This is a genomic window from Trueperella bernardiae (assembly GCF_001469025.1).
Classification (GTDB): domain Bacteria; phylum Actinomycetota; class Actinomycetes; order Actinomycetales; family Actinomycetaceae; genus Trueperella; species Trueperella bernardiae.
Genome location: NZ_LNIZ01000005.1, coordinates 95,711 through 108,045, shown reverse-complemented (window position 1 = coordinate 108,045; position 12,335 = coordinate 95,711). Strand labels below are relative to the sequence as shown.

At 67.8% G+C, this 12,335-nt stretch carries 8 protein-coding genes; 2 read left to right on the top strand and 6 right to left on the bottom strand.

The genetic code is table 11. The features are described from left to right. The 4 genes from AQZ59_RS06130 to AQZ59_RS09690 form a co-directional block, all read right to left on the bottom strand. Positions 1 to 1,533 (bottom strand): Re/Si-specific NAD(P)(+) transhydrogenase subunit alpha, encoded by a 1,533-nt coding sequence (locus AQZ59_RS06130; RefSeq protein WP_062613792.1) that lies wholly within the window; start codon positions 1,531 to 1,533, stop codon positions 1 to 3. A gap of 93 nt (positions 1,534 to 1,626) precedes the next feature. Beyond that, a complete protein-coding gene (gene holA / locus AQZ59_RS06125; protein ID WP_236698679.1) occupies positions 1,627 to 2,571 on the bottom strand; it encodes a DNA polymerase III subunit delta in 945 nt (314 codons plus the stop codon). A gap of 8 nt (positions 2,572 to 2,579) precedes the next feature. Then, positions 2,580 to 4,745 carry a ComEC/Rec2 family competence protein gene (locus AQZ59_RS06120; RefSeq protein ID WP_062613790.1) on the bottom strand — a complete coding sequence of 722 codons (2,166 nt, stop codon included), beginning with the start codon at positions 4,743 to 4,745 and terminating at the stop codon, positions 2,580 to 2,582. Continuing rightward, complete coding sequence (locus AQZ59_RS09690; RefSeq protein ID WP_201783162.1) at positions 4,745 to 5,617, bottom strand: helix-hairpin-helix domain-containing protein; 873 nt, start codon at positions 5,615 to 5,617, stop codon at positions 4,745 to 4,747. Before AQZ59_RS09690 ends, AQZ59_RS06120 begins: the two co-directional genes overlap by 1 nt. A 129-nt stretch (positions 5,618 to 5,746) precedes the next feature. Here AQZ59_RS09690 and AQZ59_RS06110 point away from each other — a divergent pair, with 129 nt between their 5' ends. Together AQZ59_RS06110 and AQZ59_RS06105 are read left to right on the top strand one after the other, a co-directional pair. Further along, positions 5,747 to 7,654: a helicase HerA-like domain-containing protein gene (locus tag AQZ59_RS06110; protein ID WP_062613789.1), complete on the top strand. Its 1,908-nt coding sequence runs from the start codon at positions 5,747 to 5,749 to the stop codon at positions 7,652 to 7,654. Positions 7,655 to 7,943: 289 nt separating this feature from the next. After that, positions 7,944 to 8,318, top strand: a complete 375-nt coding sequence (locus AQZ59_RS06105; RefSeq protein ID WP_062613788.1) for a hypothetical protein — start codon at positions 7,944 to 7,946, stop codon at positions 8,316 to 8,318. Positions 8,319 to 8,382: 64 nt separating this feature from the next. On the opposite strand, the gene AQZ59_RS06100 is transcribed toward AQZ59_RS06105, so the two are convergent. After that, on the bottom strand, positions 8,383 to 9,342 hold the full coding sequence (locus tag AQZ59_RS06100) for an aldose 1-epimerase (RefSeq protein WP_062613787.1): 960 nt from the start codon (positions 9,340 to 9,342) through the stop codon (positions 8,383 to 8,385). Positions 9,343 to 9,429: 87 nt separating this feature from the next. After that, a complete protein-coding gene (leuS, locus tag AQZ59_RS06095; RefSeq protein WP_062613786.1) occupies positions 9,430 to 12,297 on the bottom strand; it encodes a leucine--tRNA ligase in 2,868 nt (955 codons plus the stop codon). Positions 12,298 to 12,335 lie beyond the last annotated feature (38 nt).

Genomic DNA, 12,335 nt, shown 5'->3' with positions numbered 1-12,335 from the left:
TCAACTCCTATGGAACATCTTGAGCATGCGCTCGGTGACGAGGAATCCACCAAAGATGTTGATGGATGCCACGGCGATGGCGATGAAGGACAGGATCTGGACGGCGACATTGTCGGATCCGACCTGGAGGAGCGCTCCGACCACGATGATGCCCGAGATCGCGTTCGTGACGGACATGAGTGGTGTGTGGAGGGCGTGGGTGACCGCGGTGATGACGTAGAAGCCGATCACGACGGCGAGAGCGAACACCATGAAGTGGGTGGTTGAGCCCGGCGGCGCGGAAAGGATGAGCCAGATGAACAGGGCGCCGGCGGCAAGTTTCCACCAGTGCTTGGCGATCCAGGATTTCTCCTTCGGCGCCTCGGGGGCGACCTCCGCTTGCGCGGGCGCGGGTGCCGGCGCCGGGGCGGCCGAGACCTTCACGGGCGGCGGCGGGAACATGACCTGGTCATCGAGCGTGACGAGCATCTGGCGCACGATCTCATCATCGAGGTCCAGGTGGAGCAGGCCGTCCTTGTCCGGGGTGGTGAGCTTGAAGAAGTTGAAGATGTTCTGCCCGTACAGCTGTGAGGACTGGCCCGGCAGGCGGGCGGCGAGCTCTGCGTAGCCGATGATGATCACGCCGTTGGCGGTCACGACCACCTCGTCCGGCCGCGATCCGACCACGTTGCCGCCATTGGCGGCGCCCATGTCGACGACGACGGAGCCCGGCTTCATCCCCGCCACGGTTTCCTCCGTGAGCAGCACGGGTGAGCGGCGTCCAGGGATGGCGGCGGTGGTGATGACGATGTCGGCGACTGCGGCCTGTTCGGCGTACAGCTTTTCGGCAGCGGCCGCCTGCTCCTGGCCCATCTCCTTCGCATACCCGTCGGTGGATTCCTGGGAGGCGACCGGGATGGCCACGAAGTCGGCGCCCATGGATTCGACCTGCTCGGCCGTCTCGGGCCGCACGTCGGTGGCCCTGACGATCGCGCCCATCGAGTTCGCCGTGCCGATCGCGGCCAGGCCCGCAACGCCCGCACCGATCACGTAGACGTTGGCGGGGGCGACCTTGCCGGCCGCCGTCACCTGGCCGGAGAACAGCCGGCCGAAGTGGTGGGCGGCCTCGATCACGGCCCGGTATCCGGCCACGTTGGCCAGGGAGGACAGCACGTCCATGGACTGGGCGCGCGAGATGCGCGGGACCATGTCCATCGCCAACCCGGTGATCCCACGGCTGGAGAGGGCCTCCAGGATGTCGGGGTTGCGGCCGGGGGCCATGCGCGCGATCAAGGTCGCGCCGTGCTTCATGAGGTCGAGTCGGTCAAGGCCGGGGGCGTCGAGCGCCGTGACGATGTCCGCTGCCCACGCCTCCTCCGTGCTGACAATCCGCGCCCCCGCACTCTCGTACAGCGAGTCGGGGAAGCTGGCCCGGGCACCGGCGTCGTGTTCAACGACAACCTCGTAGCCCAGCTTGATCAGCTTTCCCGCTGTGTCCGGAGTAGCGGCGACCAGAGTCTGATCGCCAGACTCCCGTGGTACACCAATGCGCAACTTCACTCCTTTTGTCGTTACGTGCTAAAGACTCTTTCAGCATATCCCGCGCTCGGCGGGCGTGCGTCGCTTTCTTGCCGATGGGCTCGCGCACTATTGCCGTAGCGCGCAGATGGTGACGATGGCCCGCTCGAGCGCGTACTCCGGGTCCCGCGAGAGGCCCTTGACCTCCGCGTCCGCTGTGGCGATCGCCTGGATCGCCTCCGCCAGGCTCGCCCCCGACCACCCGCGCAGGTCCTGCTTGGCGCGGCTGGCCTGCCAGTTGTTGAGCTTCGGAGTGGGCCGGCCCTTGGCCGAGCGCACACCCAACACCTGCGCCATCGTGCGTAGCTTCATAGCGATCGCGCCCACGATCGCGACGGGCGAGTTGCCGGTGGCGACCGCGTGCCGGGCGAGCTCCACGGCCTTTCCGGCGCGACCTGCCACGACGGCATCGGCGACATTGAATGCGGTGGCCTCCACGCGGCCGGCGAAGTAGGTGCGCACGTCCTCCTCGGTGATCGTACCCTTCACGTCACTCAGGAGCTGGCTGACGGCCGAGAGCAGTTCGCGCAAGTCGGAGCCGAGTGCGGCAACGATCGCGTCCACCGCGTCCGACGTCATTTTCCGGCCCGCATCGCGCACGTCCTGCACCACGATCTTCGCCTTGTCGTTGGGGTACTTGACCTTCTCAAAGGCGTAGGTGGGCACCTTGCCCTTGAGCGCGTCGAGCACCTTTTTCCCGCGTTGGCCCCCGTTGTGGCGCAGCACGAGCACCGAGTCCTGCTCCGGGGCCTGGATGTAGGCAAGCAGGTCATCTTGGAAGGGCGCGTTGACTTGCTCGAGGTTGGGCACGACGATCGCGCGCGGCTCCCCGAACAGCGACGGCGTGAGCAGGGCCTCGAGCTGGCCGCTCACGTACTGCGAGGAGTCAATCTCCACGATGTTCGTGTTCGGATCCGCCGCGCGCAGCTGGCGGCGCAGGGAGGCCACCGCCCGATCCCCCAACACGGGTTCGCCGGAGGTGATGAGCACGATGGGTGCGAGTGTGACTGCCATGCGTGCCATTATTCCACGTCCATCCGACAACCCGAGACCATCTCGGCTGCCCCGAGCACGGCGGGCCCGCACAGGTCCGTGCGCACCTGGATTGGCGCGTGCCAGATCTCCAGCGCCTCGCGCGTGGGGTGGCCGTACGTGTTGTCCTTACCCACGGAGAAGATCGTCACCCTCGCCTCGAGCCTCTCGGCAAGCTCCCGGCTCTGGTCGCGCGCCCCGTGATGGCCGACGACGACGACGTCGATCTCCCCCACGTCCCCGAGCAGGGATCGCTGACGGTCTTCGGGTGCATCACCGAGGATGAGGATCCGGTGCGAGGCGGTGACCATCTGCACCACCAGCGAGTCGGCGTTCGTGGAGTCGTCGGTGCCGATCACCGAGCGCGGGCCGATGATCTCGATCCCGCCCGTGCGCTGGCCAAACTCCACCGGTCGGTGCTCGACGCCGCGCCGGTCCATGAGCTCAAGGGCCCAGGAAGAGTTGTAGACGTGGTTGAGGTTGGGCGAGTACCACACTTCGCCGACGTCGGCCGCATCCAGCACGTCCTCCAGTCCGCGCACGTGGTCGGCGTCGAAGTGGCTGATGATGACGAGGTCAATGCGGGCAACGCCAGCGAGCTCCAGGCAGGCCGCCATGTTGCCGCCCTCGGGCCCGACGTCGACGAGGACAATGCCTTCTTCGGTCCGTCCGAGGAAGGCCGAGCCCTGCCCCACGTCACACTGGATCGCCTCCCAGTCCCCCGCCCCGCGCTGCGGGATGAAGGCGGAGACGAGCGCGGCGCAGACGAGCGTGCCCACCGCGCCGAGGATGACGCGCACGCCCCCAAACGCCAGGGCGGCGAGCAGCACGCCGAGGAAGGCGACATTGGCGATGAGCACGGCGATCGTGGGCAAGCCCGAGCCGGGCAGACCGATGAGCAGGGTGGTCACCTTCGCCATCCACCACGTGCATGCTTCGCACGCGCGCAGGATCGGGGTGGCCAGCCAGGGCGCCACGGGTAGCAGGAGCGTGCCGGCCATGCCCCCAATTGTCAGTGGTGCCACGACGGGCGCAACCAGCGCGTTGGCCAGGATCCCCCATAGGGAGGCCCGTTCCTGGATGGCGAGGAGCGGCGGGCCGGTGGCGATGGCGGCGATGAGGGAGATGGAGACGACGTCGGCGATCGCCCCGGGCACGTGCTCGGCCAGCCGACGCTGGAGCGGGTAGGAAAAGACGATGATGGCAGCCGTGGCGAGCGCCGAGAGCTGGAAGCCGAGGCTGCGAGCGAGCTCGAGGTCGAGCAGGCTGACCCCGATGATCGTGGCAGCGAGGAGCGGCAAAGCGTTCGTCCGCCGGCGCAGGGCGATCGCCAGGCACATGAGCACGCCCATGTAGCCGGCCCGAAGCACGGAGGCCTCGGGGCCGACCAGCGCCACGAGCCCGCCCAAGCTCGCCAGCGCGAATGCACCGGCAACGAGCGGTCGGCGTCGGCCCACCGCGCCGAGCACCACCGCGATCACGAGGGAAACGTGGGCGCCAGAGACCGCCGTGAGGTGGGACAGGCTGAGCATGCGCATCTGTTCGGTGGCAAGCTCGGGCAGGCCCGTGTCGTCGCCCACCACCACGCCGGGGATGAGTTGGGCGTGCCAGGGGCGGTCGGCAACGTACTCGCGCAGGGCCGAGCGCAGGCGCCCTGTCAGGGGCGCGGAGAGGGGCTCGATAGTGGAAGCGTTGAGGCGGAGCATGGCATCGCCGGCCGACAGCCTGCCGCGTGCCACGAATCGCGTGCCTCGCTCGAGGCGTTCGCCTTCCCAACGCATGTAGGCGCTCGCGCGCGAGCTCATCGCCGGCCCAGAGTTAGCCGCAGCGCTCACCCGTGCGACCGCCTCGATCCGCACCATCGCGCCGAACTGCCCGCCCGTCGTCTTCGGGTGGCGTTCGATTGCGCCGGTGACCTCCACCTCGCGGCCGACCTCGTGATAGATGGCATCCGACTCCCCCACCAGGGCATCCGTCCCGCCCGCGATCGTCCCGGAGAGCAACGCCACCCCGACGATCGTGGCGAACCAGTTGCTTCTCAGCGCCCCGAGCAGGGTGACAAGGAGCGCCACGAGCCCGAGCGCGAGGTAGTCGGGGGCGAGGAGCGCCACCGCCCACACCACCCCCGCAGGCACGAGCAACCGGAAGTCCTGCATCAGATGCGCACGTGGTCGCGCAGCTGCTCGAGCGTCTTGGGACCGATCCCTCGCACGTCGATGAGCTGGTCGATCGACGTAAAGGTACCGTTGGCGTTGCGCCAATCGATGATGGCTTTGGCTGTCACCGGCCCGACCCCCGGAATCGCCTCCAGCCCCGCCTGGTCCGCCGTGTTGAGGTTGACCTTCCCGTCCGCAGCGCCGGTATCTCCCGCCCCGCCGCTCGCTGCTCCTTCCCCGCCGACGACGCCCGAGCCGGTCGCGTCCCCTCCCTCCCCGACAGCGGGGACGTGGATGTGAACGCCGTCACTGATGGGCCCGGCCAGATTGATGCGGGCGAGGTCGGCCTCCCCGGTTGGCCCGCCGGCCGCCTGCACGGCGTCCGCAACCCGCGCGGGCGCCGGCAACGTGACGACACCCGGCACCGCCACCTGCCCCGACACGTGCACGACGATCGTCTCCGCCCTCGCGCTCGCCTCCTCCGAGCCCGCAGAATCTGGCGCTGCCTTGCCACTGGCGGTACCGTCCACTGCGTGCCCACCCTCGGTACTCTCGCCGGAGCCTGCTCCCCCGTCCCCCGCGCCGGCCTTAGACTGCGCTGACTCTTCTCCCTGCGGGATCGCGGCCACCTCGGTGGAGCGCCCGGACAGCGCTCCGATCACCCCCGACAGCGCAAGGACGAGCAGGAGGACCGCGGCGATGCGCAATGAGTTACCGTCAAGCACGAAGCGGCGCTTCATAGCGGGCGTGGTGAGCGCCCCGACGTCGTCGCCGGCGCCGAGGCGCATGGCCGTGCGGGTGAAGCCCTCGACCTTCTCCCAGTCGGCGGTCGACTGGCGGGAGGCTGGGCGACGGGTAGGCATTGTGGTCATGGAGCCATTATGTGCGCTCGTCCCCACGCGCCTTCGCGCCCGAGCCCCAAAAATGGGGTTGCCCTCCCGCGAGCGAGATTGTGGAAAATGACTCCCACCTCGGCCCCGGCCTGCCCGTAGACTGGTCCCATGAACGATGAGATCCTCCGTTTGCAAGCTGAAGCGCTCGAGGCCGAAGCTCAGGCCGCCGCAGCAAAGGCGGCCGCCGCCAAGGCCCGCCTCGAAGCCGCCCTCGCGGCCCAGGAGTCTGGCTCCCCGGAGCCGCAGCCCAACGAGGACACATCTCCCGAACCCGCGCCAGCAGCAGCGCCAGCGAAGTCGGCCGTGCCCGCAACAGAGCAGCACGCCGAACCGGCCGCCTCCCCCGCACCAGACCCCGCACCCGTGCCCTCACCCGCAGCCTCGGACTACGAGCAAACCGTCCGCGCCGGCTACACCTTTGACGGCCCGACACTCACGGTCGGCACCTACATGGAAGACGGCGTTCCCCGCCCGGCCACACAGGTGCGCCTGCCGCTTGGCATGCTCAACCGCCACGGGCTCATCGCGGGTGCCACCGGCACCGGCAAGACCCGCACGCTCCAGCTTTTCGCCGAGAGCCTGTCGGCCAGCGGCGTGCCGTGTTTCGTCACGGACATCAAGGGCGACCTCACGGGCTTGCTCGAGCCCGGCCCGGCATCGGACAAACTCGCCGCTCGCGCGGCTGAGCAGGGGCAGGATTGGGCGGCGTCGTCGTTTCCCACGGAACTGTATGCGCTGGGAGGCGAGGGCAACGGCACCCCGATTCGCACCACGATCTCCGACTTCGGCCCGATCCTGCTCGCCAAGGTGCTCGGCCTCAACGAGACGCAGGAATCGGCGCTGTCCCTCATCTTCCATTGGGCCGACACGAATCAGCTGGCCCTCATCGACATCACCGACCTACGGGCCGTCTTCTCCTACCTCACATCCGATTCGGGCAAGGACGAGCTGAAGGCGATCGGCGGGGTCGCGCCGGCCACCGCGGGCGTCATCTTGCGCAACGTCGCCGAGCTCGAGGCCCAGGGCGGTGCGCTGTTCTTCGGCGAGCCCGCGTTCAGCGTGGCTGAGTTCATCCGGACCGACGACGGCCGAGGCGTCATTTCCGCCCTCGAGCTCCCGGACATCCAGTCCCGGCCCGCGCTGTTTTCCACCTTCCTCATGTGGCTGCTGGCCGAGCTCTTCCAGGAACTGCCCGAGGTAGGCGATCCGGACAAGCCCAAGCTCGTGTTCTTCTTCGACGAGGCCCACCTCCTGTTCGACGGCGCCTCGAAGGAGTTCCTGCGCCAGGTGGTGCAGACCGTGCGGCTCATTCGCTCGAAGGGCGTGGGCATCGTCTTCATTACCCAGACCCCGACGGACATCCCGGCCGACGTGCTCGCCCAGCTCGGCTCCAAGGTCCAGCACGCCCTTCGCGCCCACACCCCCGCCGAGGCGAAGAAGCTCCGCGAGACGGTGGCGACCTTCCCCACCTCACCCCTCGACCTCGAGCAGATCCTGCCCAGCCTGGGCACGGGCGAGGCGATCGTGACGATCCTCGACAAGAAGGGCCGCCCCAGCCCCGTGGCCCCGGTGCGGATCTGGGCGCCGGCCGCCGTCATGGGCCCGGCCAGCGCGCAGGCGATCGACGCCGCCCTGCGCAACTCCCCCACCCTCGCCCGGTACAAGGACCCCATCGACCCCGAGTCAGCCTTCGAGCTGCTCGAGCAGCGGATGGCCGCGGAGGCGGCGGCCCGCGAGGAGGCCCAGCGCCTGGCCGAGGCAGCCAAGGAGGCCGCCAAACTCGAGGCGGAGCGCAAGAAGGAACTCGACCGCCAGGCCCGCGAGCTGGAGAAACAGATCGAGCGCGAGCGCCGCGAGGCGGAGAAGGAAGCCGAGCGTCGGCGTCGTGCCGCCGAGGCCGAGGCGGAGCGCCAACGCAAACGCCGCGAGGCCACGGTCGATCAGATGGTGCGCACGGCTGGCCGCACGCTCACGCGCGAGATCACGCGAGCAATCTTCGGAACCCGCCGCCGCTAGGCCGGGCCACGCGAAACGGGTGGGACCTGATGAGAGGCGAGGGCGCCAGAGCAAGCCAAAGTCAATGGCCATTAACTTGTTATAGTCTATCGGTCTAGACTAATGTGACGAAGCGAAGAATCCTCATCAAAACGCTAGAAAGGATCGTACGCGAAAGAGGCGAAATACTCATTCTGACTGAAGGTGGTAATCAGACGAAAGCCACCATTGGCCAATGGAGCGAGCCGATCCCCAGACACCGAGAAGTCAGCGAACGCCTCGCCAAAGCAATCATTAGGAGGGCAAGTCAATGATCGATATCCTCATCTCCGCCGTCCGCGACGGTAAGTGGTGGGTGGCAGAATTCGAGGTTGAAGGTCACCCGTACGGGACACAGGCGCGCCGCCTCGATCAGCTCGAGGGCATGGTCAGGGACGCCGCGAGCCTCATGACCGGCAAGCCGGCCGCCGAGTTCAACGTCGACATCAACGCTCAGGGCATTCCCGGAGAGGTCGTTGAAAACTACCGCAAGGCCGCCCAGGAAGCGAGTGCCGCCGAAGCCCGCCTGTCTGCGGCATCGCGCCAGGCTGTTAGCACACTGACGGGCGCTGGCCTGTCCATGCGCGATGTCGGCGCGCTGATGGGCCTGTCCACGCAGCGCGTCTCACAGCTGGCCAAGGCCTAGAAACCCGGTCCCTACCCTTCGCCAACAGTAAGTGCCATAGCGCAACCCGGGCACGACGCCGGCTCTAGCGGCGGAAGGTCAGCGTGGCTGTCATCTGGCGCGACTGGCCGGGCTCCACGCGAACCGAGCCGACGGCGTCGGGACGATTGAACGAGTCGGCAACGGCGGACATGGGCGCGAGTGCGATGGCTGTGCGGGGGTCGCGCTCGAGGCAGTCGCCGGTGTCGATGTGGACGACCGCGGCCTCGCCGGGCTCCTGCGTGAGAACTACGGAGGCGTTGGTGGACGGGGTGACGACGCGTGTGGCGACCACCCCGTAGTTGTCGGGCACGAGCCCACGGTAGTAGTCGTTGAGGGACGCCGACCCCAAATAGTCGATGACCACGGGCGTGTTGACACCGCCGTAGGCGGACTCCCCCGGCAACGGGACGCCACGGCGGTCGGTGAGGATCTTCGTGCGCGCAGGGATGGACAGGCCGAGGTTCGACACGGTCTCCATGCCCGGCAGCATGAAGTAGGGGTGCCAGCCCACGGCGATCGGCGCGGGCTCATCAGAGAGATTTTTCGCCTCGAGGGTGATGGAGAGGTGCTCCTCGCCGTCGGCGCCCGAATCGAGGGAGAAGTGCACGGACACCTGGCACGTCCACGGGTAGGAATCGCAGGGCTTGATCACGGTCTCCATCGACAGGGTGGTGCCGGCGGAGACCACGTGGAAATCCTGCAGGTAGGCGAGTGAGTAGGCGCGCACGGCGTCGTCCACCTGGATGTCACGCCCGTCGAAGGTGTAGGTGGCGTCCGCGATCGGGCCGGACCACGGGGCAAGGATCATCGAGCGCGCACCCGCGCCGGCCTCGAGTTCCTCTTTCGATTGATGGCCTGCCAACACCTCCACGCCGGGCTCCGGCTGCCAGGACAGCAGGGTGGCGCCGCGTTCGGACACGATGGCACGCGCGCCCGTCGGCGAGGCGATCTCCCAGGCGGCATGCCCAAACTTGTCGACCTTTGAGATGTCAGTAGATGCCATCACACACCCTTTCCTTCGTCGTTCACTGTATCGGTTCTTGAGCTGGCGCGCCGAGCCGATATCACTGGCTGGAATTGTTACGAAAAACTACGGAACAATGTTGACCAGGTTCGGCTCGCGCACGATCACCTTGCGCGGCTCACCCTCCAGGAACTTGGCCACCTTCTCCGAGGCCAGCGCCATCGCCTGCAGGTCAGCCGCCGAGATGTCGGCCGGGACCTCCAGGCGGTCGCGGACCTTCCCGCGCACCTGCACAACCGCCGTGACCGTGTCCTCGGCCAGCAGCGATTCGTCCGCCACCTGCGGGAACGGCGCGAAGGCAAGCGACTGATCGTGCCCCAGCCGGCTCCACAGCTCCTCGGCCACGTGCGGCGCCACGGGCGCGACCATGAGCACGATCGCCTCCGCCACCGAGCGCGGCACCTCACGGCCGGTCAGGTGGTTGTTGAGCATGATGAGCTTGGCGATCGCGGTGTTGATCCGCATACCCTCGTAGTCCTCGCGCACGCCCACGATCGTCCGCGCCAGCAGCTTCGCCGTCTCCAGGTCCGCTTCCCCATCGACGACGACGAGCTCGCCCGTCTCCTCGTCCACAATGTTGCGCCACAGGCGCTGGAGGAATCGCTGGGAGCCGACAACCGCGCGGGTCTCCCACGGGCGGTCCACGTCGAGCGGGCCCATCGACATCTCGTACAGGCGGAACGTGTCCGCGCCGTACTGCTCAGCCATCTCGTCAGGGGTGACGATGTTCTTGAGCGACTTGCCCATCTTGCCGTACTCGCGGTTGACCTTCTCGCCCTGGTAGACATAGGTCACCTCGCCCGAGGCGTCGGCGGCGGCCACTTCCTCCACCTCGTCGGCCGGCACGTACTGCCCGCGCGAGTCGGTGTAGGCGTAGGCCTGCACGTAGCCCTGGTTGAACAGCTTGTAGAATGGCTCAAAGGAGGACAGGTGTCCGAGGTCGAACAGGACCTTGTGCCAGAAGCGGGCGTAGAGCAGGTGGAGTACCGCGTGCTCCACGCCGCCCACGTACAGGTCCGCGCCGCCCGCGACCTTGCCCTCGCGTGGGCCCATCCAGTACTCCTCCACCGCCGGGGCCACGAAACGTTCGGCGTTGTGCGGGTCAAGGTAGCGTAGCTCGTACCAGCACGAACCTGCCCAGTTCGGCATCGTGTTCGTGTCGCGCGTGTACATCTGCGGGCCATCCCCCAGGTCGAGCTCCACGTTCACCCAGTCCTGCAGGCGCCCGAGCGGCGGCTCAGGGTTAGACGAGGCGTCGTCGGGATCGAAGGAGCGCGGCGAGTAGTCCGGGGTGTCCGGCAGGTCCACCGGCAGCATCGACTCAGGCAGGGCGTGAGCGTTGCCATCGGCGTCGTAGACCACCGGGAAGGGCTCGCCCCAGTAGCGCTGGCGGGAGAAAAGCCAGTCGCGCAGGCGATAGGTCACCGTGGCCTTGCCCAGGCCCTTGGCGGCCAGCCAGTCGCTCATCGCGGCCACCGCTTCGGCCTTGTACATGCCGTTGAGCGAGATCTCTTCATTCGCCGAGTCAATGATCTCGCCGTCTTCCTCCCACGCGCTCTCCCACTCGAAGCCGTCGGCGGGCTTCATCGTGGGTACGATGTCGAGGTCGTAGGCCTTCGCGAAGTCGAAGTCGCGCTGGTCGTGGGCCGGCACGGCCATGATCGCGCCGGTGCCGTACCCCATCATGACGTAGTCCGCAGTGAACACCGGGATTTGCTTGCCGTTGACCGGGTTCGTCGCGTAAATGCCGGTGAAGACGCCGGTCTTTTCCCGCGCGTCGTCGGCCCGGTCCATGTCGGACTTCATCGACGCCTGGCGCTGGTAGTCCATGACCGCGCCCATCGGCGTGCCAGCCCCGCCGGTCCACGCCTCCTTCGTGCCCTCCGGCCATTCGGTGGGCACGCCCGAGCCGCCCAGCATCGGGTGCTCCGGGGAGACCACCATGAACGTGGCGCCGAACAGCGTGTCGGGGCGCGTGGTGAAGACTTCGAGCGTGACGTCGCCCTCGGCCGTATGCGCCGCGAACGTCACCTTCGCGCCGTGCGACTTGCCGATCCAGTTGCGCTGCATGAGGCGCACCTTCTCCGGCCAGTCCACGTAGTCGAGGTCGTGGGCGAGGCGGTCGGCGTAGTCGGTGATGCGCATCATCCACTGGCGCAGCTCGCGCTTGAACACGGGGAAGTTGCCGCGCTCGGAGCGGCCCTCGGCCGTGACCTCCTCATTCGCCAGCACGGTGCCCAAGCCCGGGCACCAGTTGACGGGCGCGTAGTCGATGTAGGCAAGGCGCCGGGCATCCACTGCACGACGCCGTTCGGCCGCGTCCAGCTCGGCCCACGGGCGTCCGTCCGGGGTTGCGACCTTGCCCCGCTCGTATTCTTCGACGAGCTCTGAGATAGGGCGGGCGCGGCCCACCGTGCCCGCGACGCGGCCGGGGGCTTCGGTGTCGTACCAGGAGTTGTAAATCTGGAGGAAGATCCACTGGGTCCAGCCCACGAAATCCGTGTCGGTGGTAGCGACCGAGCGGCGCGCCTCGTGCGACATGCCAAGGCGGCGCAGCTGGCGGCGCATGTTGGCGATGTTTTGCTCGGTGGTCACGCGCGGGTGCTGGCCGGTCTGCACGGCGTACTGTTCGGCGGGCAGGCCGAAGGCGTCATATCCCATCGTGTACAGCACGTTCTTGCCCTGCATGCGGGCGAAGCGCGCGAGCGTGTCGGTGGCGATGTAGCCCAGCGGGTGGCCCACGTGCAGGCCCTTGCCCGACGGGTAGGGGAACATGTCGAGCAGGTAGAAGGGCTCCTTGAGCTCCGCGCGACCGTCCGCGAGCGCGCCAGCCGGGTTGGGGGCGTTGAACGTCTCCTCGCGCTCCCAGCGATCCTGCCACTTCTTCTCGATCTCGCCGGCAAGCTCGGCGGTGTACCGATACGGGGTGCTCATGAGTCTCCTTTACTTAAGATCGCGGCTATTCTAGCTCA

Coding starts and splice junctions, on each gene's coding strand:
- AQZ59_RS06105 (WP_062613788.1), top strand. CDS start 7,944: ATGATCGATATCCTCATCTCCGCCGTCCGCGACGGTAAGTGGTGGGTG.
- AQZ59_RS06120 (WP_062613790.1), bottom strand. CDS start 4,745: ATGCAGGACTTCCGGTTGCTCGTGCCTGCGGGGGTGGTGTGGGCGGTG.
- AQZ59_RS06100 (WP_062613787.1), bottom strand. CDS start 9,342: ATGGCATCTACTGACATCTCAAAGGTCGACAAGTTTGGGCATGCCGCC.
- AQZ59_RS09690 (WP_201783162.1), bottom strand. CDS start 5,617: ATGACCACAATGCCTACCCGTCGCCCAGCCTCCCGCCAGTCGACCGCC.
- holA (WP_236698679.1), bottom strand. CDS start 2,571: ATGGCAGTCACACTCGCACCCATCGTGCTCATCACCTCCGGCGAACCC.
- leuS (WP_062613786.1), bottom strand. CDS start 12,297: ATGAGCACCCCGTATCGGTACACCGCCGAGCTTGCCGGCGAGATCGAG.
- AQZ59_RS06110 (WP_062613789.1), top strand. CDS start 5,747: ATGAACGATGAGATCCTCCGTTTGCAAGCTGAAGCGCTCGAGGCCGAA.